We start from the raw sequence: 23,480 nt of genomic DNA, 5'->3' as shown, positions 1-23,480 counted from the left end.
CATTCTGTCGGGCATACACTGGGGCGATAACTTAAAGGAATATCAGCTATGAAAAATCGTTCGCTAATGATTTTTTTGCTGTTTGTGGGTTATGTAGTGGTTTACATCGACAAGAGTGTTATGGGTTTTGCGCTGTTGCCTATTGAACGAGAGTTTAATTTGCAGGCAGAGCAACTGGGCTATATCACAGGGATGTTCTTCCTGGCGTATTCATTGTTCCAGATACCGGCGGGTTGGCTCTGCGATCGTTTTGGCTTTAAGAAAGTGCTGTGCAGTTCTCTGTTTTTACTGGGGGGCTTTGCACTATGTTTCGGCCTGCTGGGGTTCGGTCTGGGCCTGCTGGTGACCTTCCGTTTCCTGTCTGGTATTGGTCATTCTGGATATCCAAGTTCATGCGCCAAAGCGGTCGTGGCCAATTTCCCTCTTGAGCAGCGCACGTTCGCGCAGTCTATTTTGTTGTCTTCCGCAGGGTTGGCAATGACTGCCGGGCCTCTTGTGGCCGTTTATTGTCTCGAACATATCGGCTGGCGCGGTTCGTTTTCTATGCTTGGCATGCTGGCCTTTATGATCGCTGCCTGTATTTTGTGGCTGGTACCAAATCCGCCTCAGGCAGAGCCAAAACAGCCCGGGTCGACGGGGAGTAATTATCGCACGTTACTGAAAAGCCCCATCGTGTTGCTGCTGTTCTTGGCGATTTTCTGCATCAATATTCCCTCCTACGGGCTAATGGCGTGGTTGCCAAAATTCCTGGTGCAACAGCGCGGTATGTCGCTTGGCCTTTCCAGCATGGTGGTGGCTGCGGGCGGGCTGGGGATCTGGATCTCCTCTCTGGCAACCGGTTGGCTGGTGGGGCGTTATTTGGAAGGGCGTGAGCCGCTGGTTATTTGCATTTGTTCACTGCTCAGTGCGCTGTGTATCTGGCTGGTATTTACCAGCGGGTCAGCGCTGGCCGCCAGCCTGTTCCTGTTCCTCGGTTATGTCTTCCTGATGGCGTCGTTTGTCACGGTGTTCACGTTGCCGATGAAACGGCTGCCGGTTGATGTGATAGGTGCCGCCATGGGGCTAATCAACACAGGGGGCACATTGGGTGGTTTTGTCGCTCCTGTTGTCATGGGATATCTGATCACCATCAGCAATGGCTATATGAGCACATTTATATTTTTGGCTATGGCGATGGTGGTTTCCGGATTGGTGATCTTGCCGTTGGCGGGTAAAGCACGCCAGTCGGCACTGAATTAAGGAGAATGAACATGAATATTGAAACGCTGTTGGCCGAGGTTGAACGAGATGTCGTACGCTGGCGTCGACACCTACATGCTTATCCCGAGCTGTCTTTTCAGGAAACGAATACCGCAGAGTATATCGCCGGTGAGTTGGCGACCTTTGGCCCATTGACGATCACCAGACCGACACCGAACAGTGTGGTCGCTGAGCTGCAAGGTGCTGCGCCGGGGCCATGTTACGCGTTGCGTGCGGACATTGATGCGCTGCCTATTCAGGAGGTGAGTGATGAAGCCTTCTGTTCGACCCGACCTGGGGTAATGCATGCATGTGGCCACGATGCGCACAGTGCAATGCTGCTGGGGGCTGCCAGCGTGCTGTGCCGCTTACAGGCTCAGATCAAGGGGTCGGTACGGTTTATCTTCCAGCACGCCGAGGAGGTGCCACCGGGTGGCGCGCAACAGCTGGTTGAACTCGGCGTGTTGGACGGCGTGGAGATGATTTTTGGCCTGCATGTCATGCCAAACTTCCCTACCGGCGAAGTGGCGATCAAACAGGGCGTGTTCAGTGCCTCGAGCGACAACTTTGACATTGTGCTGCAGGGCAAGGGCGGGCACGGGTCGATGCCGCACTTATGCATCGATCCCGTGACTATTGGGGCCGAGGTGGTTACTGCCTTACAGCAGATAGTCGCGCGTAAACTGGATCCGCTGAATGCGCCAGTATTGACAGTGGCTACCTTTCAGGCGGGCGACAGCTACAACGTTATCCCCGACAGTGCGCGATTGGCGGGAACCTTACGGACGCACAGCCGCGACGTAAGAGCCAGGGTACCAAAGCTGATGGAGCAAACATTGGCAGGCGTCTGTCAGGCACATGGTGCGGAATATAAGCTGGAGTGGACGAAGGGCTACACCATTGGCAATAACCACCCAGATGCCTGTGGTATCGCCCGTGATGTGATTGCTGCCGTTGTGGGCACGCAGGCGTTGAGGGAAATGGGGTCAGCGATGTTCGGTAGCGAGGATTTCTCGTCTTACCAAGAGAAAGTGCCGGGATGCTTCTTGTTTATCGGCAGTGGTAACGAAACGATCGGCGCAACCTACAGTGTCCATAACCCTCGCTTCAAACTGGACGAAGCAGCATTGCAGATTGGGGTGAAACTGCATGTCGGCTTTATTCGCCACCTGTTAATGCAATAAGACGATGGGCGCGGTGTTTCGCCGCGCCCATCTGTTGTTATTCGATTTTTTTGCCTTCCAGCAGTTGCTGCACCAATGGCGCCATGATCAGCTCCATCGCCAGCCCCATCTTGCCGCCCGGTACAACAAGCGTATTGATGTGTGAGATAAAAGATCCCTGCAGCATCGCTAACAGATAAGGGAAATCGATTTGATCCAGGCCGCGGAAGTGGATCACCACAAAACTCTCATCCAGCGAAGGGATCGCCTTGGCGGCAAACGGATTGGACGTGTCGACCGTGGGTACCCGCTGGAAGTTGATATGGGTACGTGAGAACTGCGGCGTGATGTAGTTGATGTAGTCCTCCATCGAACGCACCACTGAGTCCATCACCGCTTCACGGGAGTGGCCGCGTTCACCGGTATCGCGGATCAGCTTTTGGATCCACTCTAGATTAACAATAGGTACTACACCAACCAGCAAATCGACATGTTTTGCCACGTCGTTGTGTTCGGTCACTACGCCGCCGTGCAACCCTTCATAAAACAACACGTCGGTCGGTGCTGGTAATGGCTCCCAAGGGGTAAAGGTACCGGGAACCTGGTTATAGGGTACAGCTTCATCGTAGGTATGCAGATACTTGCGTGAGCGGCCGGTGCCGTTGGTACCGTACTCGCTAAAGCTTTGTTGCAGCAGGCCAAAGTCATTGGCCTCGGGGCCGAAATAGCTGATGTGACGGCCAAGATCGCGTGCTTTACGGATTGCAGCGTCCATTTCCGGTCGGGTATAGCGATGGAAACTGTCACCTTCCAGCTCAGCGGCGCGGATATTGAGCTGCTGAAAGATCTTACGGAACGCCACGCTGGTTGTGGTGGTGCCGGCGCCACTAGAACCGGTCACTGCGATAACGGGATGTTTGGCGGACATAATGCTGGTCACTCCGTGTTGAATGCGCTGGTGTCAGATATCATTATTGGTCTGTTTGACACCCTTTCGCCAAGGGCAAAATACTGCGCGTTGGTTTGCAATCCCTCATTGTTACCTGATTTTTTCCGCCAGTCATAGAACCGATAAGCACTAAATTTCTTCTTGTCCGGCGCGGAACTGGCCGCGCGGCATGATGTTGATGGTCTCATGCAGTTCTGACCACACCAGCAACACCTCACCATTTTTCAGCTGACGGCGGACATCTTCCACTTTTTGTTCCAGCGAGCGCTCGTGCTCACCATAGTCAGTCCCTTCTCGCAGCACGAAGGACTCGATCAGGCTGTTAAGGGTCTCAGTTTCCAGTTCTTTCCAGGGGATAATCACGTGGTTGTTTCCAAATAAGGGGCAAGCCAGGATGGAATACGGTATTCCAGCCACATATGGGGTTTGTTCAACGTGCCGCCGACAAAGCCGACGTGGCCGCCAAACTCGGTCAACTGGTATTCAATATTGTGTGGCAGGCTGGCGACGTCGGGGATCACTTCGGCGGTCATAAAGGGGTCGTCTTTGGCATGGATGATCAGCAACGGTGTTTGGATTGCCGGCAACAGCGGCAAGGCACTGCAACGACGGTAATAATCAGTGGCGTCGCTGAAACCGTGGATGCGTGATGTGATGGCATCGTCAAAGTCACGGATCCGACGCAATGCATTAAGCTGCGTCAGTTTGAGCGGTAGAGTGTCAGGGTAGTGCAATAATTTGCGGGTGGCATTTTGTTTCAATTGCCCTAGCAGGTATCGCTGATAAACCCGTGAAAATCCTTGATCCATCCGCCATGAGCAAGGTTCCAACATCAACGGTGCAGATACCACTACGGCGGCATGCAGCAGACTATTGTCCCCTTGCTGGGCCAGATAGCAGGCCAACATATTGCCGCCGAGCGAGACGCCCACTGCGGCGGTTGGCACTTCTCCGTAGGTGGTACGTAACCACTGTAGGAAGAAGCGTGCATCCTCCGTTTCGCCGGAATGATAAATACGCGACTTACGGTTTGGGACACCGCTGCAGCCGCGAAAATGCATCACCACGCCGAGCCACCCTTTTTCACGCCAGGCACTGAGCTGACCGTGGGCATAGGGGCTGTAGAAGTTACCTTCCAGCCCGTGGAACAGTACCACGCGTGGCTTACCGGTAGCCTGGGCTGGATCTTCGCTCCAGGCGAGGTCGATAAAGTCACCGTCGGGCAATTCCAGTCGTTGCCAGTGTGGTTTTAGCTGCACACGGCGGCGTACCAAGCGTGGCAGTAGCGTCTGTAAATGTGGATTACTGGCCCCGGTCAAAGGGCGAAAGGATTCATGCATAACCTGAGTAAAAATCTTATTGGCGGCTATTGTGAGATTAATAGTGCGCTGTTAGCTTCACTACTACGTATTTACAATCAAATACCCGGGATAAATCGAGTGGCATCGCGACGGCAATAGAATGAATCCCCCGAAAACTGACTAAAGCCAGTGACTGGGTGAATGAATACCGTTCACAAAGATGCAACTGAAGTATGACGGGTATATTGCAAAAAATCACCCGGGTGAGGAGCACCCGCCTCATGGAACCGAGTTTATTTCTTTCGATGTTAGGCTTCTTGTGGGTTGCTGCGATCACTCCTGGCCCAAACAATATGTTACTGACGACTTCCGGCGCCAACTTTGGTTTTATGCGTTCATTGCTGTTGATGATTGGCATCATGCTCGGCATGCAAAGCATTTTGCTGCTGGTGGCGTTCGGCGTCGGCAGCCTGATTCTGGTTTATCCGGCGCTCCATCTGGTGCTGAAAATTCTCGGTAGCCTGTACCTGCTTTGGCTGGCATGGAAAGTGGCTACCGCCGCTTATGAAAAGCTGGAAACCGACGTGGCGCCGCCCAAACCAATACGGTTGTATCAAGGTTGGCTGCTACAGTTCCTTAACCCTAAGGCTTGGTTAATGGCACTGGGGGCGGTGGCAAGCTTCAGCCTGGCGGGCGATAAGTACAATACGTCGATTCTGGCAATCTCACTGGGCATTTTCGTGGTGAACATCGTCGCTGGTGTGATTTGGCTGGGATTTGGCACGGTGATTGGCCGTCTGTTGCGCAGCAAAAAGGCCTGGATCATCTTTAATGTTTCTATGGGGCTGTTGACCGCGGCCTGTGTGTTACTCATCTGGCATTAAGGAATTGCAGATGGCAGAAAATTACTTTCACGTTGCAGCCTTCACCGGCGAAGGGTTCCGTGGCAATCCAGCCGGTGTTTGCCTGCTGAAGCATCCGTTGTCGACCGCCGAGATGCAGGCTATCGCCAATGAGCTGAGCCTGCCGGAAACCAGCTTTGTCTGGGACGATGGCGATATGTCGGCTATCCGCTGGTTCACGCCTCAACGTGAGGTCGATCTCTGTGGCCATGGCACGTTAGCTGCGGCGCATGTCATGTTCAGTGCGGTGAACCCGGCATTGCAGGACATTCGGTTCCGCTCGGCGAGTGGCGACTTGTACGTTAAACGCGACGTCGAGGATGGAGAGCGTTTGGTCCTGGACTTCCCGTCTCGGCCACCGCAGAAGATCGAAGAACCTGCTGGGCTGGCAGCTCTGTTGGGAATCCATCCGCAAGAAGTGTGGCAGGCCAATGCGCTGTTGGTCGTGCTGGAAAATGAAACGCAGGTACGGGCAATACAGCCAGATATCCCGGCATTAATTGCGCTGACCGGCCGCGCGGTGATCGTCAGTGCACCAGGGGAAATGGTGGACTTTGTCTCCCGTTACTTCACCCTCGACGGCGGTGAAGACCCGGTAACCGGCTCTGCTCACTGCACGTTGATGCCGTACTGGACCGCCCGTCTGGGGCGCCATCAATTGCGGGCACGGCAAATTTCAGTGCGTGGTGGGGAGTTATTCTGTGAGCTGAAGGGGGACCGCACCCTGATTGGTGGTTATGCTCATGTCTTCCTGCGTGGGGAGTTGTTGGCGTGATGGGCATTTTCTGACATTAATATTCCCCAGGGTAATAACGAAGTTTTTTTTATTCTTTTATAGCTCGTCACCGCTCAGATAAAACTGTCAGCAACTGAACAGACTTTTATCATCGGAGCGGACCATGGCGAGCAAATTCTTTTCATTACGCAGCGCGGCACTTTTGGTGTTGTCACTCAGCGCAGCCAGCGCCTATGCGGTGGACGTGACCGTGGCCTACCAAACGTCGGCAGAGCCTGCCAAGGTGGCGCAGGCGGAAAATAGCTTCGCCAAACAGTCCGATGCTACCGTTGACTGGCGCAAATTTGACAGCGGATCCAGCGTGCTGCGTGCGTTGGCCTCCGGCGACGTGCAGATCGGTAATATCGGCTCCAGTCCACTGGCGGTAGCCGCCAGCCAAAAACTCCCTATCGAAGTGTTCCTGATCGCCTCACAACTTGGCAGTTCCGAAGCCCTGGTGGTGAAGAAAGAAATCAAAAGCCCGCAGGATTTGATCGGCAAGCGTATCGCCGTGCCCTTTATCTCAACGACTCACTACAGCCTGCTGGCCTCGCTGAAGCATTGGGGTATCAAGCCTGAACAGGTCAAAATTCTTAATCTGCAACCGCCGGCCATTGCCGCCGCCTGGCAGCGTGGTGATATTGATGGGGCCTACGTCTGGGCACCGGTAGTTAATGAATTAGCCAAGCAGGGCAAGGTACTGACCGATTCCGCCCAGGTCGGACAATGGGGAGTTCCAACCCTTGATGTCTGGGTGGTGCGTAAAGACTTTGCCGAAAAACACCCGGAAGTGGTGACCGCTTTTGCCGCCAGCGCGCTGAATGCGCAAAAAGCGTATCTGGCACAGCCGGATCAGTGGCTGAAGGACAAAGGGAATCTCAGCACGCTGTCCCGCCTGAGTGGTGTGCCGGAAGAACAGATACCGATACTGGTGAAGGGGAATACCTATCTGCCGGTAGCGGAGCAGATCACCCAGTTGGGTCAGCCGGTAGACAAGGCCATCCGCGATACTGCGGAATTCCTTAAGCAACAAGGCAAAATTCCGCAGGTCGACAGCGATTACAGTGCCTACGTCACCGATCGTTTTGTGAAACAGGTGCAGGCTGCGCCGCAGTCGTAAGGGAGCAGAATGCTAAACGTTAATCACCTTTCAGCAGAGTATCAGGGGCGCCCTGCGCTGCGCGATGTCTCTTTCCAGATTGCAGCCGGGCAACTGGTGGTAGTGCTCGGGCCTTCGGGCTGTGGCAAAACCACTCTGCTGAATTTGATCGCCGGGTTTATTGAGCCTTCAGCTGGCAGCATCACGCTTGATGGAACGACCGTTAGCGGCCCCGGAGCCGAGCGGGGCGTGGTGTTCCAGCATGAGGGTTTACTGCCGTGGCGGAACGTGGTGGATAACGTGGAGTTTGGCCTGCAACTGGCCGGTGTCGGCAAACAGCAGCGACGTCAGGTGGCGCAAGAGATGTTGCAACGTGTCGGATTGGCGGGTTACGAACAGCATTTTATCTGGCAGCTTTCCGGTGGTATGCGTCAGCGGGTAGGGATTGCCCGCGCACTGGCTGCCGATCCGCGCCTGTTGTTGCTGGATGAGCCGTTTGGTGCGCTGGATGCCTTTACCCGCGAGCAAATGCAGGAACTGCTGTTGACCATTTGGCGTGATACCGGCAAGCAGGTGCTGCTGATCACCCACGACATTGAAGAAGCGGTATTTCTGGCCAGTGAACTGCTGTTGCTGTCACCGGGACCGGGGCAGGTGGTGGAACGCCTGACGCTTAACTTTGGCCAACGTTATGCCGACGGAGAGCCCTGCCGTTCGATTAAGTCCGACCCTGAATTTATCGCGCAGCGCGAATATGTGCTGGGCAAAGTCTTCCAACAGCGCGAGGCCTTGCTATGAGTCTGCATTCCGCTCTCAAAGAGGTTGCTCAGCCGCAGGTTGTTGTGCCGCGTCGATTTAGCGTACCGCGTAATGTCTGGCTAAGCAGTGCCACCTTGTTGGTGGTCTTGGCAGTCTGGTGGGGCGTCACGGCACTTAACCTGATCAGCCCGTTATTCCTGCCGGCACCGCAGCAGGTGCTGCATCAACTGATTACCATCGCCAGCCCGCAAGGCTTTATGGATGCCACGCTGTGGCAACACTTGGCCGCCAGCCTGGGACGTATTTTGGTGGCGCTGTTGGCGGCAGTGATTATCGGTGTCCCGGTGGGGATCGCGATGGGATTGAATGACACGGTGCGTGGCATTCTCGATCCGCTGATTGAAATTTATCGCCCGGTGCCGCCATTGGCCTATTTACCGCTGATGGTGATTTGGTTCGGCATCGGTGAGACCTCAAAAATACTGCTGATTTACTTGGCAATTTTCGCTCCGGTGACACTGGCGGCCGTAGCCGGTGTGCGCAGTGTTGCTCAGGTCCGTGTACGAGCTGCCCGAGCCTTGGGCGCCAATCGCTGGCAGGTGCTGCGTTTTGTTGTGCTGCCGAGTGCGTTGCCTGAGATTTTGACTGGCATCCGTATTGGGTTGGGAGTCGGTTGGTCGACCCTGGTGGCCGCGGAGCTGATTGCCGCCACCCGCGGCCTCGGATTTATGGTGCAATCCGCCGGTGAGTTTCTGGCTACCGATGTGGTGCTGGCTGGCATTGGCGTAATTGCGGTTATTGCATTCGGGTTGGAGCTGGGGCTGCGAGCCTTACAGCGCCGATTGACCCCGTGGCATGGAGTACAACAATGAACGAACGTTTGAATATCGTCCCATTGGGACCCTATATCGGTGCGCTGGTGGAAAACGTTGAGCTGGCAAGACCGCTCGGTGACGGCCAATTCGAGCAGCTTTACCATGCGCTGCTAAAACACCAAGTGCTGTTCTTACGTAATCAGCCAATTACACCGTTACAGCAGCGTAATTTAGCGGGTCGCTTCGGTGATCTGCACATCCACCCGGTCTATCCGCAGGCCGCCGATGTGAAAGAGATTATCGTGCTGGATACCCATGACAATAATCCGCCGGACAACGATAACTGGCATACCGACGTGACCTTTATCGAAAACCCGCCGCTGGGGGCGATTCTGGCGGCGAAAACACTGCCTTCTACCGGTGGTGATACGTTGTGGGCCAGCGGCATTGCGGCTTATGAAGCGCTTTCTGAGTCCTTCAAACAGCTGTTGGCTGGGTTGAAGGCGGAGCATGATTTCACCAAGTCATTCCCGGAACATAAGCATCGCGGCAGCCAGGAAGAACATCAGCGCTGGCAGTTGGCGGTACAGAAAAATCCGCCATTGTTGCATCCTGTGGTGCGTACGCATCCGGTCAGCGGCCGGCAGGCACTGTTCGTCAATGAAGGGTTTACTACACGGATTGTCGATCTGGCACCGAAGGAAAGTGATGCACTGTTGAATTTCCTGTTTGCTCATATTACCAAGCCGGAATTTCAGGTGCGCTGGCGCTGGCAGGAGAATGACATTGCCATCTGGGATAACCGCGTGACGCAGCATTACGCCAACGCGGATTATCTGCCGCAGCGGCGCATTATGCACCGTGCGACTATTCTGGGGGATAAACCTTTCTACAAGGCTTAGGGACAGAGGCCTTACAGGTCGAACTCGTTGGTGAACTGCTCTAACTGCTCCTGTGCATCCAGCCAGGTCATTTCCGTTTCTTCCAGTGCGGATTTGGTCTGGCTTTGTTTTTGCAGGCATTCAGTCAGCTCAGCTTTACGGCTGATGTCGTACAGTGCGGAGTCCGCCAGCTTTTCTTCCACCGCCGCCAGTTCGGCGCCCAGTTTCTCCATCTGCTGTTCCAGCTTGGTGATCTGCTTGCGCAGCGGCTGAGTCTGGCTACGGAACTCGGCTTCCCGGCGTTTCTGATCTTTACGGGCCTGCGCGCTGTTGGTGTTGTTTTCTTTGTCCGGTGCGTCCTGTTGGTTTTCCTGGCGTTGCAGGTCAGCCAGCCATTGCTGATAGTCGTCTAAGTCGCCGTCGAATACTTCCACCTGACCATCGTGCACCAGATAGAGATCGTCAGTGGTGGAGCGCAACAAATGACGATCGTGCGAGACCACCACCAAGGCACCCTCAAAGTCGATCAGCGCTTCGGTCAGTGCCTGACGCATGTCCAGATCCAGATGGTTGGTCGGTTCGTCGAGCAGCAGCAGGTTAGGGCGCTGCCAGACAATCAATGCCAGTACCAGTCGCGCCTTCTCACCACCGGAGAAACGCTCAGTGGCTTCGGTGACCTTATCGCCCTGGAAGCCGAAGCCGCCCAGATAGTCACGTAACTGCTGTTCCAGTACCCGCGGGGCGATGCGACTCAGATGCTGCAGCGGGGATTCGTCGGCGCGCAAGAACTCCAACTGATGCTGCGCGAAGTAACCCAGCTTGATGCCTTTCGCCAAACCAATCTCACCGCTCAGCGGCTCCAGCGAACCGGCGAGCATTTTGATCAGCGTGGATTTACCGGCGCCATTACGGCCCAGTAGACCGATACGTGAGCCGGGCACCAGGTTCAGCTTGATCGAGTTCAGGATCACCTTGTCGCCATAACCAGCGCTGACCTTCTCCATGCGTAGCAGCGGGTTCGGCAGGCTTTCCGGCTGGCGGAAGCTGAAGCTAAAGGGGTTATCGACGTGGGCCGGTGCGATCAGCTCCATGCGTTCAAGCATTTTGATACGGCTTTGTGCCTGCTTGGCCTTGGTGGCCTGCGCGCGGAAGCGATCAATGTAGCTTTGCAGGTGCGCCACTTTCTCCTGTTGGTTCTGGTACAGCGCCTGCTGCTGTGCCAGTTTGGTTGAACGTTGACGTTCGAACGAGGAGTAGTTACCGGTATATTCGTTAATGGTTTCTTGTTCGATATGCAGAATTTTATCGACGATCGGATCGAGGAAGTCGCGGTCATGCGAAATCAGCACCAGCGTGCCTGGGTAGCTTTTCAACCAGCGTTCCAGCCAGATCACTGCGTCCAAATCCAGGTGGTTGGTGGGTTCGTCAAGTAGCAGCAGGTCTGAGCGACAGACCAACGCTTGTGCCAGGTTCAGACGCATACGCCAGCCACCCGAGAAGGCGCGTACCGGATTGAGCAACTGTTCGTTGGAGAAGCCCAGGCCGTGCAGCAGGCTGGCGGCGCGTGAACGGATCGTCCAGGCGTCGAGAGCGTCCAGTTTACCATGCAGTGTGGCGATGGCGTGGCCGTCGTTTTTATCGTTTGCTACCTGCAATTCGGCTTCAAGCTGGCGGAATTCGCGGTCGCCGTCGATCACATACTCAAGTGCCGGCACATCCAGCGCCGGTGTTTCCTGATTCACCCAGGCTAAAGCCCAGTTGCTTGGGAAAGTGTAGCTGCCGCCGTCTGCGGCCATTTCGCCTTTCAGCAATGACAGCAGCGTTGATTTTCCGCAACCGTTTTTTCCCACCAGACCGACCTTCTGACCTGGATTAACCGTCGCCGTGGCGTTGTCCAACAGGACGCGGGTGCCGCGTCGGATTTGTAGCGAGGAGAATACAATCATAAAGCGCCGTATGTTCAGAGTATGTTAAATTGAGTTGATTCTAAGTTAACAGGACACAGACTGTCCTATTATTAGTCTTTGCGGAGCATGGTAACGGAAAACCGCTACTCTGACGACGCTTTGGAGGGGAATGATGTCACAGCCGCCGAAGGTCTTGCTGCTGTATGCCCATCCGGAATCCCAGGACTCGGTCGCGAATCGGGTTTTGCTTCGACCGGCACAGCAGTTAGAACATGTCACCGTGCACGATTTATACGCGCACTATCCTGATTTTTTTATTGATATTCACCACGAGCAACAATTGTTGCGTGAACATCAGGTCATTGTTTTTCAACATCCTCTCTATACCTACAGTTGCCCGGCGCTGTTGAAAGAATGGTTGGATCGCGTACTGTCGCGCGGCTTTGCCAGCGGTCTCGGTGGCAACGCGCTGGCGGGAAAGTACTGGCGTTCGGTGATCACCACCGGTGAGCCTGAGGGTGCCTACCGTACCGGCGGTTATAACCGTTACCCGATGGAAGATATTCTGCGTCCTTTCGAACTGACTGCTGCGATGTGTCATATGCACTGGCTGATGCCGATGTTGGTGTACTGGGCGCGCAGGCAGAAGCCTGAGGTGCTGGAAAGCCATGCCTTGGCATATGGCGACTGGCTGCGCAATCCGCTGCCACACGGAGGGAGGTGAACATGGAAGGCTCCGCCTTATTAACCGCGATCTTACTGTTTCTGTTCGCAGCGGTGGTTACGGTACCGATCGCTCGCCGATTGGGAATTGGTGCGGTCTTGGGCTATCTGATCGCCGGTATTGCCATCGGCCCCTGGGGGCTGGGCTTTATCCGTGATGTTGACGAGATCCTGCACTTTTCCGAGTTAGGTGTGGTGTTTCTGATGTTTATCATCGGGCTGGAACTAAATCCGAGCAAGTTGTGGGAGCTGCGGCGTTCTATTTTTGGTGTCGGTGCCGGGCAGGTGCTGATTACCGCCGCGGTGCTGGGGGCTCTGCTTTATCTAACTCATTTTGCCTGGCAGGCCGCTGTGATAGGCGGTATCGGGCTGGCGATGTCGTCAACCGCCATGGCGTTGCAGCTAATGCGCGAGAAGGGCATGAACCGCAATGAGGGCGGCCAGTTGGGGTTCTCGGTGCTGTTGTTCCAGGACATGGCGGTGATCCCGGCGCTGGCCCTGATCCCGATCTTGGCAGGTGCTGGTGGTAGCAGTGATGACTGGGCACAAATTGCACTCAAGGTGGCGGCATTCGGCGGCATGCTGATCGGTGGACGTTTCCTGTTGCGGCCACTGTTCCGCTACATCGCTTCTTCTGGAGTCCGTGAGATTTTTACTGCCGCCGCATTGCTGGTGGTGCTTGGGGCGGCATTGTTTATGGACGCGCTAGGCCTGTCGATGGCGCTTGGTACGTTTATCGCGGGCGTGTTGCTGGCAGAGAGTGAATACCGCCATGAGTTGGAAATCGCTATTGAGCCGTTTAAAGGGCTGTTACTGGGGCTGTTTTTTATCTCGGTGGGCATGGCATTAAATATCGGCGTACTCTATACCCATCTGCTCGAAGTGTTACTCGGTGTTGTCGTGCTGGTGACGATAAAGTCAGGCGTGCTTTATACACTGTCGCGTATTTTCGGCCTGCGTAGTTCCGTGCGTTTGCAGTTTGCTGGCGTGCTTAGCCAAGGCGGAGAATTTGCCTTCGTACTGTTTTCGGCGGCTGGTGCGCAGAAGGTCTTGCAGTCAGATCAGCTTGCTTTGCTATTGGTGGTGGTAACGTTGTCGATGATGACCACACCACTGTTGATGCAGATTATCGATCGCATTTTAGTGCGCCGTTATAACGCCAAAGACGAAGACGAAGAGACACCGTACGTGGAAGATGACGATCCGCAGGTGATCATCGTCGGTTTCGGGCGTTTTGGTCAGGTGATTGGCCGACTGCTGATGGCCAATAAGATGCGCATTACCGTCTTGGAACGTGACGTCAGTGCCGTCGGTGTACTGCGTCGCTACGGTTATAAGGTGTATTACGGTGACGCCACTGAACTGGAATTACTGCGTGCAGCTGGTGCAGCGAAGGCCAAGTCGATTGTGATCACCTGTAATGAGCCGGAAGACACCATGGAGATTGTGCGCCTGTGCCAGCAGCATTTTCCCGAGCTGAGTATTTTGGCGCGTGCACGTGGTCGTGTGGAGGCGCACGAGCTGTTGCAGGCAGGGGTTAAGCAGTTTAGTCGTGAAACCTTCTCCAGTGCGCTGGAGTTAGGACGCAAAGCACTCACCGAGTTGGGCATGCATCCACATCAGGCTTACCGTGCGCAACAGCATTTTCGCCGGCTGGACATGCGCATGTTGCGTGAGTTGATGCCACCGCATCATGGCGATGTGGCGCAGATTTCCCGCGTGAAAGAAGCGCGGCGTGAGTTGGAAGAACTTTTCCACCGAGAAATGCAAAAAGAAAGTCGCCAGTTCGACGGCTGGGATGAATACGAATAATTTGGAGCACTGAGATGTCTGCAACACGTAAAAGATTTATCGCCGGGGCGGTCTGTCCGAGCTGTAAGGCTATGGATACGCTGGCAGTTTGGCGTGAAGACCAGGTCGAAGTGGTGGAGTGCGTTAAGTGCGGCCATCATCAGCGGCAGACCGAAGAACAGGTGGAAAAGCATGTCCGGCCACAGGAGCAGGTGATCGGTATTTTCCATCCGGAGTAGCGTTATCGAGCGCGTTTTTTTATGCTGGAGGGTACAGCGGGGCAGATTTCCGATACAATCTGTCCGGTAAAGGCGCAGCCCCCATGACGGCTGTGTCCAAGTATCCAACGGTAGGAGATATCATGAAAGTAGCAAAAGACTTGGTGGTCAGCCTGGCTTATCAAGTACGTACAGAAGACGGTGTTTTGGTTGATGAGTCTCCGGTGAGTGCGCCGCTGGACTATCTGCATGGGCATGGTTCTCTGATTGCAGGTCTGGAAAAAGCACTCGAAGGCCACGAAGCGGGCGATCGTTTTGACGTGAATGTTGGCGCTAACGATGCGTACGGCAACTACGACGAAAACCTGGTTCAGCGCGTGCCTAAAGACGTCTTCATGGGCGTTGACGAGTTGGAAGTGGGTATGCGTTTCCTGGCTGATACCGATCAGGGTCCAGTTCCAGTTGAAATCACTGAAGTGGACGGCGATCACGTGGTGGTTGACGGTAACCACATGCTGGCAGGTCAGAACCTGAACTTCAACGTGGAAGTTGTCGCGATTCGTGAAGCTACTGCTGAAGAACTGGCGCACGGTCACGTACACGGCGAGCACGACCATCACCACGAACACGGTGACGGCTGCTGCGGTGGTCATGGCCATGATCACGATCATGACCATGCACATGACCAAGCTAAGAAAGGCGGTTGTGGTAACGGCGGTTGCGGCTGCCACTAATCGCAGCGCAGTAGCAGCAAAAAAGGGCGGCCCTGGGGCGGCCCTTTTTTATTGTTGATCAATAATGCGGCGGCGGAGTTTCTTCAGACTGCGAGGCGATCATCGACGTTTGAGTCGAGCGCAGTTTATCGGTCAGCACGCGCAGGTGTTCTTGCAATTTTAGCATTTCAAGCTGGTGCTGGACTACGGTCTGGTTGAGCTCTTCAATGGTGACTTCCTGGAAGGCCTGACGGGTCTCCAGCTCTTCTAGCCTCAGTAACAGGCTTTGGTTCTCGGCGTTGTGCATAATGCTACCTCTGACGCGGTTTAATGCTGAATCTGGCACTATGGTAACAGCTGCCGCTGGCTTTGCGCTGTGCTATTTCATTCACTCGGTGAGGCAGCTTTGCGAAAACGCGAGGGCCCTGTGTAAAGTGCTGAAAAATAGAGCGCTTGCCCTGACGGTATTTGTTACTGTTGAGATGCAGGATGAAGGAAAAATCTGATTTATCATATGGGTAGCACATAAAAGGAAACTTCTGTTTAAAGCTGGAGTCACACTTTGACTCGATTGGTTACCTGTGTGACTGTTTTGTTTTCTTTCGGACAGCTATAGTAGCCCGGTTATCTTACTTAATGATTGTTTGGGGCACCGCTTCAGACACTGGAGAAATGGATGAAATCTTTGTTTAAAGTCACGCTTCTGGCAACCACCATGGCTTTTGCTCTGAATGCGACCCACGTCATGGCTGCTGATGCAGCTAAACCAGCAGAAGCGGCTAAAGCTGCTGACGCGGCGCCAAGCACTGGCACGTTCAAGAACGATGACGAACAAGCGGCTTATGCACTGGGTGCGTCACTGGGTCGTTACATGGACAACTCGCTGAAAGAGCAAGAAAAGCTGGGCATTAAACTGGACAAAGACCAGTTAATCTCAGGCGTTCAAGACGCTTTTGCTAACAAGAGCAAACTGAACGACGCAGATATCGAAAAAACACTGCAGAGCTTTGAAGCTCGCGTGAAAGCATCCGCTCAGGCGAAGATGGAGCAGGACGCGAAAGATAACGAAGCAAAAGGCACCAAGTACCGTGACACCTTCGCTAAAGAAAAAGGCGTGAAGAAAACCGAGTCTGGCCTGCTGTATCAGGTAGAGAAACCAGGTACTGGTGCTGCGCCTAAAGACAGCGATACCGTTGTGGTGAACTACAAGGGTACCCTGACCGACGGCACTGAGTTCGATAACTCATACACCCGTGGCGAACCACTGTCATTCCGTTTGGACGGTGTGATTCCAGGTTGGACTGAAGGCCTGAAACACATCAAGAAAGGCGGCAAAATCAAGCTGGTTATCCCACCGGCACTGGCCTACGGTAAAACTGGCGTTCCGGGCATTCCGGCTAACTCCACTCTGGTATTCGACGTTGAGCTGCTGGACGTGAAAGCAGCACCAAAAGCAGACGCCAAGGCTGAGAAGCCAGCTGACGCAGCGGCTGATGCTAAAGCGCAATAAGCCAGTCTGAGTACCTCACTGCTGCGAATATTCTTCGCGGCAGTGTTCATTTCAGCATACCCAATCACGTACCACTTTCACTTCCTTACCCACTGATCGCTTGACGCCTGCCGGGCATCGGGCTTAACGTCAATACCACGCGCAAACGCAAGGACTTTACTCTGGCTGTTTTGCTAGACTAATAATCCGGGCTTATAAGTCATGCGCCTGCCCCTTAGGGCGTGTACCTAAAACTGTTCCTGGTCGTTTTGGCCTGCGGACGTTCGTCGTGCTGTTTCAGACTGATATCAGCCAGCCCACCCCGTTTCATCCCAAGGGTGCGCCGCCTGTGGAAGGTAGCCTGCACGAGCAGTTTTAGCTGCGCCCCCTGGCACAGGCGATCTTTGAGGGTGGTATTTTCGATGTCTAATTCGCTTTTATCCAGCGAAGCCAGCGAACTTGATTTGCTGAACGAACGTCCGTTTACTCAAACGGATCATGAAATTCTGAAGTCTTACGAAGCTGTTGTTGATGGCCTGGCGATGCTAATCGGTGGGCATTGTGAAATTGTGCTGCACGCACTGGAAGATTTGAAATGCTCAGCGGTGCGTATCGCTAACGGTGAGCATACCGGTCGGCAAATCGGTTCGCCGATTACTGATCTGGCGCTGCGTATGCTGCACGACATGGCTGGCGACGATAGCAGCGTGTCGAAAGCCTATTTTACCCGTGCCAAGAGCGGTGTGCTGATGAAGTCGGTAACTATCGCCATTCGCAATCGTGAGCAACGAGTGATTGGCTTGTTGTGTATTAACATGAACCTCGATGTTCCCTTCTCCCAAGTCATGCAGACCTTCATGCCGCCGGAAACTCAAGATGTCGCCCCGTCGGTCAACTTTGCGTCTTCTGTCGACGATTTGGTGGCGCAAACGCTAGAGTTCACCATTGAAGAAGTGAATGCCGATCGTAATGTCTCCAACAATGCGAAAAATCGCCAAGTGGTACTGAACCTCTACGAGAAGGGTATTTTTGATATCAAGGACGCGATTAACCAAGTGGCGGATCGGCTGAATATCTCCAAACACACCGTGTACCTGTACATTCGCCAGTTCAAAAGTGGCGATCTGTTGGGAACCGAACGCTGATGCTGGATTACTGTCTTTTGGTCACGGGCCCGGCGTATGGTACCCAGCAGGCTAGCAGTGCCTATCAATTTGCACTTGCTCTTTTAGCGAAAGGGCACCGCCTTTCCAGCGTATTTTTTTACCGTGAAGGCGTGTTGAACGCCAATCAACTGACAGCACCCGCCGGTGATGAGTTCGATTTGGTCCGGAGCTGGGCGCAATTGGCACAACAGCACGGTATTGCACTCAATGTTTGTGTGGCAGCTGCGCTGCGGCGTGGTGTGACCGACGAACAAGAGGCTGCGCAGCAAGGGCTGGCTACTGCTAATCTACACCCGGGTTTCATCCTCAGCGGATTGGGCTCATTGGCGGAGGCTTCGCTGAGCTGTGACCGTTTGGTCCAGTTCTGAGAGAGTTTATGAAACGAGTCGCTTTTGTTTTTACCCAGAGTCCTCATGGCAATGCCGGTGGCAGGGAAGGGCTGGATGCATTGCTGGCTACTTCCGCGTTGAGCGAAGAAGTGGGCGTGTTTTTTATTGGTGACGGCGTATTACAGCTTTTGCCGGGGCAGCAGCCGGAAAAGATTCTGGCTCGCAATTACATTGCGACCTTTGGTGTGTTGCCACTGTACGACGTTGAGCAGTGCTATCTGTGTCAGGCATCTTTGCAGGAACGCGGTTTGGGCCAGGTGACCGGCTGGGTATTGGATGCGGAAGTACTGGCACCGGATGCGTTGCGCCAGCAATTGGCCAGTTATGATGTGGTGATGACTTTTTAGGAAATCCTGATGCTGTTTACCCTTAGCCGTTCCCCCACACAATGTGATTTGCCTGCATTGTTGCGCCTAGCCGCCCCAGGTGATGACTTGCTGTTATTACAGGATGGTGTGCTGGCTGGCTTGGCCGGCAGCGCGCACCTTGAATTGCTACTCAACGCCCCCATATCCCTTTATGCGCTGCAGAACGACCTGGAAGCTAGAGGTTTGGTTGGTCATTTTTCGCACAGCATTACTGTTGTCGGCTATAATCATTTCGTTGAATTAACCGAAAAACATCGCAGCCAAATGGCTTGGTGATGAGAGTAATGTTGTATATTTCTTGACACCTCTACTGCTCAGCCATAAAATTCTGCGTCCCGTACTTTGCCAGTAGTGCATACGGGGGGATTTATCACATGTTTACGAAGCAACAAACGAAGCAAAAACCAGGAGCTTTTTAATGGCAACAATTAATCAGCTGGTACGCAAACCACGCTCTGTGAAGGCTGCTAAAAGCAACGTTCCAGCGCTGGAAGCCTGCCCGCAGAAACGTGGCGTATGTACTCGCGTATATACCACCACTCCTAAGAAACCAAACTCCGCACTGCGTAAAGTATGCCGTGTGCGCTTGACTAACGGTTTTGAAGTTACCTCCTACATCGGCGGTGAAGGTCATAACCTGCAGGAACACTCCGTGATCCTGATCCGTGGCGGTCGTGTAAAAGACTTGCCAGGTGTGCGTTACCACACCGTTCGTGGTGCACTTGACTGCTCCGGTGTTAAAGACCGTAAGCAAGCTCGTTCCAAGTACGGCGTGAAGAAGCCAAAGGCTTAATGGTTCTCCGTTAAGTAAGGCCAAACATTTTCACTTTAATGTCAAAATAAACTCGTAGAGTTTTGGACAATCCTGAATTAACAACGGAGTATTTCCATGCCACGTCGTCGCGTAATCGGCCAACGTAAAATCCTTCCAGATCCTAAGTTCGGATCCGAACTGTTGGCCAAATTTGTAAATATCCTGATGGTAGATGGTAAAAAATCTACTGCAGAAGCAATCGTCTATACCGCGCTGGAGACCCTGGCTCAGCGTTCTGGTAAAGATCACCTGGAAGCTTTCGAAGTAGCTCTCGACAACGTGCGCCCGACTGTAGAAGTTAAGTCTCGCCGCGTTGGTGGTTCTACTTATCAGGTACCAGTTGAAGTTCGCCCGGTCCGTCGTAATGCTCTGGCAATGCGCTGGATCGTTGATGCTGCTCGTAAACGCGGTGATAAATCCATGGCTTTGCGCTTGGCGAACGAGCTTTCTGACGCAGTTGAGAACAAAGGTTCTGCTGTTAAGAAACGTGAAGACGTTCACCGTATGGCCGAAGCTAACAAGGCGTTCGCCCACTACCGCTGGTAATTGCCACGCAGTAGTTATGCTAACCAAGCGGGCGCTTCAAGAAGCCAACCCGCTTGGGTTAACTGAACTTGAACGCCTAAGGCAATAGAGGAATCAAATGGCTCGTACAACACCCATTGAGCGCTATCGTAACATCGGTATCAGCGCCCACATCGACGCCGGTAAAACGACCACTACCGAACGTATTCTGTTCTACACCGGTGTAAACCACAAAATCGGTGAAGTTCATGATGGCGCAGCCACCATGGACTGGATGGAACAGGAGCAGGAGCGTGGTATTACCATCACTTCTGCAGCGACTACTGCTTTCTGGTCTGGTATGGCCAAGCAGTTCGAGCCGCACCGCGTAAACATCATCGACACCCCAGGGCACGTTGACTTCACCATCGAAGTAGAACGTTCCATGCGTGTTCTTGATGGTGCGGTAATGGTTTACTGTGCTGTTGGTGGTGTTCAGCCGCAGTCTGAAACCGTATGGCGTCAGGCTAACAAATACAAAGTTCCACGCATCGCGTTCGTTAACAAAATGGACCGCATGGGTGCTAACTTCCTGAAAGTTGTTGGTCAGATCAAATCTCGTCTGGGCGCGAATCCAGTTCCATTGCAACTGGCAATCGGCGCGGAAGAGAAATTCACCGGTGTTGTTGACCTGGTGAAAATGAAAGCTATCAACTGGAACGAAGCTGATGCTGGCGTGACCTTCGAATACGAAGAGATCCCTGCAGACATGCAAGAACTGGCTGCTGAATGGCACCAGAACCTGGTTGAATCTGCAGCTGAAGCTTCAGATGAGCTGATGGACAAATACCTGGGCGGCGAAGAGCTGACCGAGGAAGAAATCAAGAAAGCTCTGCGTCAGCGTGTGCTGAACAACGAAATCATCTTGGTTACTTGTGGTTCCGCCTTTAAAAACAAAGGCGTGCAGGCAATGCTGGATGCGGTAATTGATTACCTGCCATCTCCAACTGACGTTCCTGCAATCAACGGTATCCTGGACGACGGCAAAGATACTCCAGCTGAGCGTCACGCTACTGATGAAGAACCGTTTGCTGCGTTGGCATTCAAAATTGCTACCGACCCATTCGTGGGTAACCTGACGTTCTTCCGCGTGTACTCCGGTATCGTTAACTCCGGTGACACCGTTCTGAACTCCGTGAAGGCTGCGCGTGAGCGTCTGGGCCGTATCGTTCAGATGCACGCTAACAAGCGTGAAGAGATCAAAGAAGTTCGTGCAGGCGACATCGCTGCAGCTATCGGTCTGAAAGACGTAACTACCGGTGACACTCTGTGTGATCCAAACCACGTGATCATTCTGGAGCGTATGGAGTTCCCTGAGCCGGTAATCTCCGTTGCAGTTGAACCAAAAACCAAAGCTGACCAAGAAAAAATGGGTCTGGCTCTGGGTCGTTTGGCGAAGGAAGACCCATCATTCCGCGTATGGACTGACGAAGAATCTGGTCAGACTATCATCGCAGGTATGGGTGAACTTCACCTGGACATCCTGGTTGACCGTATGCGTCGCGAATTTAACGTTGAAGCAAACGTGGGTAAACCACAGGTTGCTTACCGTGAAGCGATTCGTTCGAAAGTTACCGACATCGAAGGTAAACACGCCAAGCAGTCTGGTGGTCGTGGTCAGTATGGTCATGTTGTTATCGACATGTACCCACTGGAGCCGGGCTCAAATCCGAAAGGTTACGAGTTCATCAATGACATTAAAGGTGGTGTGATCCCAACGGAATACATCCCTGCCATTGATAAAGGCCTTCAGGAGCAGCTTAAGTCTGGTCCGCTGGCGGGTTACCCAGTAGTTGATCTCGGTGTGCGTCTGCATTTCGGTTCTTTCCACGATGTTGACTCCTCCGAATTGGCGTTTAAACTGGCCGCTTCTATTGCCTTTAAAGATGGCTTTAAAAAAGCGAAACCTGTTTTGCTTGAGCCAATCATGAAGGTTGAAGTTGAAACGCCGGAAGAGAACACTGGTGACGTTATCGGTGACCTTAGCCGTCGTCGTGGTCAACTGAAAGGTCAGGAATCTAACGCTACTGGCGTTCAGATTCACGCTGAAGTTCCGTTGTCCGAGATGTTCGGTTACGCGACACAACTGCGTTCTCTGACCAAAGGCCGTGCTTCTTACTCCATGGAGTTCCTGAAGTACGATGATGCGCCGAACAACGTCGCTCAGGCCGTTATTGAAGCCCGTGGTAAATAAGCTTTCGGGTTTAACACATTGATCAGTGCTCTCTCCATGAGGGGAGAGCATAAGAGTAAGGAATATAGCCGTGTCTAAAGAAAAATTTGAACGTTCCAAACCGCACGTTAACGTTGGTACTATCGGCCACGTTGACCACGGTAAAACTACCCTGACTGCAGCAATCACCACCGTTCTGGCTAAAACCTACGGCGGTTCTGCACGTGCTTTCGACCAGATCGATAACGCGCCAGAAGAAAAAGCTCGTGGTATCACCATCAACACTTCTCACGTTGAATATGACACCCCGACTCGTCACTACGCGCACGTTGACTGCCCAGGGCACGCCGACTACGTTAAAAACATGATCACCGGTGCTGCTCAGATGGACGGCGCTATCCTGGTTGTTGCTGCGACTGATGGCCCAATGCCACAGACCCGTGAGCACATCGTGCTGGGTCGTCAGGTTGGCGTTCCTTTCATCATCGTATTCATGAACAAATGCGACATGGTTGATGATGAAGAGCTGCTGGAACTGGTAGAAATGGAAGTTCGTGAACTTCTGTCTGCTTATGACTTCCCTGGTGATGACCTGCCAGTTGTTCGTGGTTCAGCGCTGAAAGCACTGGAAGGCGAAGCTGAGTGGGAAGCTAAAATCATCGAACTGGCTGGCTACCTGGATTCTTACATCCCAGAACCAGAGCGTGCTATCGACAAGCCGTTCCTGCTGCCAATCGAAGACGTATTCTCCATCTCCGGTCGTGGTACTGTAGTTACCGGTCGTGTAGAGCGCGGTATCGTTAAAGTTGGCGAAGAAGTTGAAATCGTTGGTATCAAAGACACCGTTAAGTCTACCTGTACTGGCGTTGAAATGTTCCGCAAACTGCTGGACGAAGGCCGTGCTGGTGAGAACGTAGGTGTTCTGCTGCGTGGTATCAAGCGTGAAGACATCGAACGTGGTCAGGTACTGGCTAAACCAGGTTCAATCAAGCCACACACCAAATTCGACTCAGAAGTTTACATCCTGAGCAAAGAAGAAGGTGGTCGTCACACTCCATTCTTCAAAGGCTACCGTCCACAGTTCTACTTCCGTACAACTGACGTGACCGGTACCATCGAACTGCCAGAAGGCGTAGAGATGGTAATGCCAGGCGATAACGTGAACATGGTTGTAACCCTGATTCACCCAATCGCGATGGACGACGGTCTGCGTTTCGCAATCCGTGAAGGCGGCCGTACTGTAGGCGCTGGTGTTGTTGCTAAAGTTATCGCTTAATCGCGT

26 protein-coding genes are annotated in these 23,480 nt (G+C 53.4%); 21 read left to right on the top strand and 5 right to left on the bottom strand.

Translation table 11 applies throughout. From position 1 onward, the window contains the following. Window positions 1-48 precede the first annotated feature (48 nt). Both SGBXF1_RS22395 and SGBXF1_RS22390 read left to right on the top strand, forming a co-directional pair. On the top strand, window positions 49-1,239 hold the full coding sequence (locus SGBXF1_RS22395) for an MFS transporter (RefSeq protein WP_037424964.1): 1,191 nt from the start codon (window positions 49-51) through the stop codon (window positions 1,237-1,239). 5 nt (window positions 1,240-1,244) lie between these two features. Further along, window positions 1,245-2,423, top strand: coding sequence for an amidohydrolase (locus SGBXF1_RS22390; RefSeq protein ID WP_037424962.1), 1,179 nt, complete (start codon window positions 1,245-1,247; stop codon window positions 2,421-2,423). A gap of 37 nt (window positions 2,424-2,460) precedes the next feature. Here the strand turns inward: SGBXF1_RS22390 and SGBXF1_RS22385 are convergent, their stop codons facing one another. From SGBXF1_RS22385 to SGBXF1_RS22375, 3 genes are all read right to left on the bottom strand, one after another. Beyond that, window positions 2,461-3,330, bottom strand: a complete 870-nt coding sequence (locus SGBXF1_RS22385) for a phosphoribulokinase (protein ID WP_037424960.1) — start codon at window positions 3,328-3,330, stop codon at window positions 2,461-2,463. Window positions 3,331-3,480: 150 nt separating this feature from the next. Then, on the bottom strand, window positions 3,481-3,714 hold the full coding sequence (locus tag SGBXF1_RS22380; RefSeq protein WP_012147255.1) for a YheU family protein: 234 nt from the start codon (window positions 3,712-3,714) through the stop codon (window positions 3,481-3,483). Continuing rightward, on the bottom strand, window positions 3,711-4,691 hold the full coding sequence (locus tag SGBXF1_RS22375; RefSeq protein ID WP_130382251.1) for a hydrolase: 981 nt from the start codon (window positions 4,689-4,691) through the stop codon (window positions 3,711-3,713). The genes SGBXF1_RS22380 and SGBXF1_RS22375 overlap by 4 nt, the downstream gene beginning before the upstream one ends. Window positions 4,692-4,933: 242 nt before the next feature. Here SGBXF1_RS22375 and SGBXF1_RS22370 point away from each other — a divergent pair, with 242 nt between their 5' ends. From SGBXF1_RS22370 to tauD, 6 genes are all read left to right on the top strand, one after another. Beyond that, a complete protein-coding gene (locus tag SGBXF1_RS22370; RefSeq protein ID WP_061808491.1) occupies window positions 4,934-5,536 on the top strand; it encodes a LysE family translocator in 603 nt (200 codons plus the stop codon). A 10-nt stretch (window positions 5,537-5,546) separates the two neighbouring features. After that, window positions 5,547-6,329, top strand: a complete 783-nt coding sequence (locus tag SGBXF1_RS22365) for a PhzF family phenazine biosynthesis protein (RefSeq protein ID WP_186427561.1) — start codon at window positions 5,547-5,549, stop codon at window positions 6,327-6,329. Between the two features lie 124 nt (window positions 6,330-6,453). After that, window positions 6,454-7,449, top strand: coding sequence for a taurine ABC transporter substrate-binding protein (gene tauA / locus SGBXF1_RS22360; RefSeq protein ID WP_186427560.1), 996 nt, complete (start codon window positions 6,454-6,456; stop codon window positions 7,447-7,449). A 9-nt stretch (window positions 7,450-7,458) separates the two neighbouring features. Beyond that, window positions 7,459-8,226, top strand: a complete 768-nt coding sequence (gene tauB / locus SGBXF1_RS22355; protein WP_061808489.1) for a taurine ABC transporter ATP-binding subunit — start codon at window positions 7,459-7,461, stop codon at window positions 8,224-8,226. Then, window positions 8,223-9,059 carry a taurine ABC transporter permease TauC gene (tauC, locus tag SGBXF1_RS22350; RefSeq protein WP_130382245.1) on the top strand — a complete coding sequence of 279 codons (837 nt, stop codon included), beginning with the start codon at window positions 8,223-8,225 and terminating at the stop codon, window positions 9,057-9,059. Before tauB ends, tauC begins: the two co-directional genes overlap by 4 nt. After that, on the top strand, window positions 9,056-9,904 hold the full coding sequence (gene tauD / locus SGBXF1_RS22345; protein ID WP_037424953.1) for a taurine dioxygenase: 849 nt from the start codon (window positions 9,056-9,058) through the stop codon (window positions 9,902-9,904). Before tauC ends, tauD begins: the two co-directional genes overlap by 4 nt. Before the next feature lie 11 nt (window positions 9,905-9,915). Here the strand turns inward: tauD and SGBXF1_RS22340 are convergent, their stop codons facing one another. Further along, window positions 9,916-11,829, bottom strand: a complete 1,914-nt coding sequence (locus SGBXF1_RS22340) for an ABC transporter ATP-binding protein (protein ID WP_037424951.1) — start codon at window positions 11,827-11,829, stop codon at window positions 9,916-9,918. Between the two features lie 133 nt (window positions 11,830-11,962). Here SGBXF1_RS22340 and kefG point away from each other — a divergent pair, with 133 nt between their 5' ends. The 4 genes from kefG to slyD all read left to right on the top strand — a co-directional run bounded on the left by kefG (window position 11,963) and on the right by slyD (window position 15,256). Next, on the top strand, window positions 11,963-12,514 hold the full coding sequence (gene kefG / locus SGBXF1_RS22335) for a glutathione-regulated potassium-efflux system ancillary protein KefG (protein ID WP_037424948.1): 552 nt from the start codon (window positions 11,963-11,965) through the stop codon (window positions 12,512-12,514). 2 nt (window positions 12,515-12,516) lie between these two features. Beyond that, complete coding sequence (kefB, locus tag SGBXF1_RS22330) at window positions 12,517-14,325, top strand: glutathione-regulated potassium-efflux system protein KefB (protein WP_037424946.1); 1,809 nt, start codon at window positions 12,517-12,519, stop codon at window positions 14,323-14,325. Between the two features lie 14 nt (window positions 14,326-14,339). Next, entirely contained in the window at window positions 14,340-14,543 is a 204-nt protein-coding gene (locus tag SGBXF1_RS22325) for a YheV family putative zinc ribbon protein (RefSeq protein ID WP_012147237.1), read from the top strand. Between the two features lie 122 nt (window positions 14,544-14,665). Beyond that, window positions 14,666-15,256: a peptidylprolyl isomerase gene (slyD, locus tag SGBXF1_RS22320; protein WP_037424943.1), complete on the top strand. Its 591-nt coding sequence runs from the start codon at window positions 14,666-14,668 to the stop codon at window positions 15,254-15,256. Window positions 15,257-15,314: 58 nt separating this feature from the next. Here slyD and SGBXF1_RS22315 read toward each other — a convergent pair whose 3' ends face one another. Beyond that, window positions 15,315-15,542 carry a SlyX family protein gene (locus tag SGBXF1_RS22315; RefSeq protein WP_037424940.1) on the bottom strand — a complete coding sequence of 76 codons (228 nt, stop codon included), beginning with the start codon at window positions 15,540-15,542 and terminating at the stop codon, window positions 15,315-15,317. A 369-nt stretch (window positions 15,543-15,911) separates the two neighbouring features. On the opposite strand from SGBXF1_RS22315, the gene fkpA reads away from it, so the two are divergent. The 9 genes from fkpA to tuf all read left to right on the top strand — a co-directional run bounded on the left by fkpA (window position 15,912) and on the right by tuf (window position 23,474). After that, on the top strand, window positions 15,912-16,745 hold the full coding sequence (fkpA, locus tag SGBXF1_RS22310; protein ID WP_186427559.1) for an FKBP-type peptidyl-prolyl cis-trans isomerase: 834 nt from the start codon (window positions 15,912-15,914) through the stop codon (window positions 16,743-16,745). A gap of 401 nt (window positions 16,746-17,146) precedes the next feature. Continuing rightward, the gene (locus SGBXF1_RS22305) at window positions 17,147-17,869 is read left to right on the top strand and encodes a helix-turn-helix transcriptional regulator (RefSeq protein ID WP_037424932.1); all 723 of its coding nucleotides are present in this window, start codon (window positions 17,147-17,149) and stop codon (window positions 17,867-17,869) included. Beyond that, complete coding sequence (tusD, locus tag SGBXF1_RS22300) at window positions 17,869-18,258, top strand: sulfurtransferase complex subunit TusD (RefSeq protein WP_037424929.1); 390 nt, start codon at window positions 17,869-17,871, stop codon at window positions 18,256-18,258. Before SGBXF1_RS22305 ends, tusD begins: the two co-directional genes overlap by 1 nt. A gap of 8 nt (window positions 18,259-18,266) precedes the next feature. After that, the gene (gene tusC / locus SGBXF1_RS22295; protein ID WP_061808483.1) at window positions 18,267-18,626 is read left to right on the top strand and encodes a sulfurtransferase complex subunit TusC; all 360 of its coding nucleotides are present in this window, start codon (window positions 18,267-18,269) and stop codon (window positions 18,624-18,626) included. Between the two features lie 9 nt (window positions 18,627-18,635). After that, window positions 18,636-18,923 (top strand): sulfurtransferase complex subunit TusB, encoded by a 288-nt coding sequence (gene tusB / locus SGBXF1_RS22290; RefSeq protein ID WP_037424926.1) that lies wholly within the window; start codon window positions 18,636-18,638, stop codon window positions 18,921-18,923. A gap of 142 nt (window positions 18,924-19,065) precedes the next feature. After that, window positions 19,066-19,440, top strand: a complete 375-nt coding sequence (gene rpsL, locus SGBXF1_RS22285) for a 30S ribosomal protein S12 (RefSeq protein WP_004930426.1) — start codon at window positions 19,066-19,068, stop codon at window positions 19,438-19,440. Between the two features lie 96 nt (window positions 19,441-19,536). Beyond that, entirely contained in the window at window positions 19,537-20,007 is a 471-nt protein-coding gene (gene rpsG, locus SGBXF1_RS22280; RefSeq protein WP_012147229.1) for a 30S ribosomal protein S7, read from the top strand. Window positions 20,008-20,104: 97 nt separating this feature from the next. Then, window positions 20,105-22,219, top strand: a complete 2,115-nt coding sequence (gene fusA / locus SGBXF1_RS22275; RefSeq protein ID WP_037424923.1) for an elongation factor G — start codon at window positions 20,105-20,107, stop codon at window positions 22,217-22,219. A 70-nt stretch (window positions 22,220-22,289) separates the two neighbouring features. Beyond that, on the top strand, window positions 22,290-23,474 hold the full coding sequence (gene tuf / locus SGBXF1_RS22270) for an elongation factor Tu (RefSeq protein WP_186427558.1): 1,185 nt from the start codon (window positions 22,290-22,292) through the stop codon (window positions 23,472-23,474). The last annotated feature ends 6 nt before the right edge of the window (window positions 23,475-23,480 follow it).

It is taken from the genome of Serratia grimesii, assembly GCF_900186025.1.
Taxonomy (GTDB): Bacteria; Pseudomonadota; Gammaproteobacteria; order Enterobacterales; family Enterobacteriaceae; genus Serratia; species Serratia grimesii.
This window is presented reverse-complemented; position numbering and strand designations above follow the sequence as displayed.

Coding starts and splice junctions, on each gene's coding strand:
- tauB (WP_061808489.1), top strand. CDS start 7,459: ATGCTAAACGTTAATCACCTTTCAGCAGAGTATCAGGGGCGCCCTGCG.
- tusB (WP_037424926.1), top strand. CDS start 18,636: ATGCTGTTTACCCTTAGCCGTTCCCCCACACAATGTGATTTGCCTGCA.
- tauC (WP_130382245.1), top strand. CDS start 8,223: ATGAGTCTGCATTCCGCTCTCAAAGAGGTTGCTCAGCCGCAGGTTGTT.
- tusD (WP_037424929.1), top strand. CDS start 17,869: ATGCTGGATTACTGTCTTTTGGTCACGGGCCCGGCGTATGGTACCCAG.
- SGBXF1_RS22325 (WP_012147237.1), top strand. CDS start 14,340: ATGTCTGCAACACGTAAAAGATTTATCGCCGGGGCGGTCTGTCCGAGC.
- kefB (WP_037424946.1), top strand. CDS start 12,517: ATGGAAGGCTCCGCCTTATTAACCGCGATCTTACTGTTTCTGTTCGCA.
- SGBXF1_RS22340 (WP_037424951.1), bottom strand. CDS start 11,829: ATGATTGTATTCTCCTCGCTACAAATCCGACGCGGCACCCGCGTCCTG.
- SGBXF1_RS22305 (WP_037424932.1), top strand. CDS start 17,147: ATGTCTAATTCGCTTTTATCCAGCGAAGCCAGCGAACTTGATTTGCTG.
- SGBXF1_RS22315 (WP_037424940.1), bottom strand. CDS start 15,542: ATGCACAACGCCGAGAACCAAAGCCTGTTACTGAGGCTAGAAGAGCTG.
- fusA (WP_037424923.1), top strand. CDS start 20,105: ATGGCTCGTACAACACCCATTGAGCGCTATCGTAACATCGGTATCAGC.
- SGBXF1_RS22390 (WP_037424962.1), top strand. CDS start 1,245: ATGAACATGAATATTGAAACGCTGTTGGCCGAGGTTGAACGAGATGTC.
- slyD (WP_037424943.1), top strand. CDS start 14,666: ATGAAAGTAGCAAAAGACTTGGTGGTCAGCCTGGCTTATCAAGTACGT.
- tauD (WP_037424953.1), top strand. CDS start 9,056: ATGAACGAACGTTTGAATATCGTCCCATTGGGACCCTATATCGGTGCG.
- rpsG (WP_012147229.1), top strand. CDS start 19,537: ATGCCACGTCGTCGCGTAATCGGCCAACGTAAAATCCTTCCAGATCCT.
- SGBXF1_RS22395 (WP_037424964.1), top strand. CDS start 49: ATGAAAAATCGTTCGCTAATGATTTTTTTGCTGTTTGTGGGTTATGTA.
- SGBXF1_RS22385 (WP_037424960.1), bottom strand. CDS start 3,330: ATGTCCGCCAAACATCCCGTTATCGCAGTGACCGGTTCTAGTGGCGCC.
- kefG (WP_037424948.1), top strand. CDS start 11,963: ATGTCACAGCCGCCGAAGGTCTTGCTGCTGTATGCCCATCCGGAATCC.
- rpsL (WP_004930426.1), top strand. CDS start 19,066: ATGGCAACAATTAATCAGCTGGTACGCAAACCACGCTCTGTGAAGGCT.
- tauA (WP_186427560.1), top strand. CDS start 6,454: ATGGCGAGCAAATTCTTTTCATTACGCAGCGCGGCACTTTTGGTGTTG.
- fkpA (WP_186427559.1), top strand. CDS start 15,912: ATGAAATCTTTGTTTAAAGTCACGCTTCTGGCAACCACCATGGCTTTT.
- tusC (WP_061808483.1), top strand. CDS start 18,267: ATGAAACGAGTCGCTTTTGTTTTTACCCAGAGTCCTCATGGCAATGCC.
- SGBXF1_RS22365 (WP_186427561.1), top strand. CDS start 5,547: ATGGCAGAAAATTACTTTCACGTTGCAGCCTTCACCGGCGAAGGGTTC.
- SGBXF1_RS22375 (WP_130382251.1), bottom strand. CDS start 4,691: ATGCATGAATCCTTTCGCCCTTTGACCGGGGCCAGTAATCCACATTTA.
- SGBXF1_RS22370 (WP_061808491.1), top strand. CDS start 4,934: ATGGAACCGAGTTTATTTCTTTCGATGTTAGGCTTCTTGTGGGTTGCT.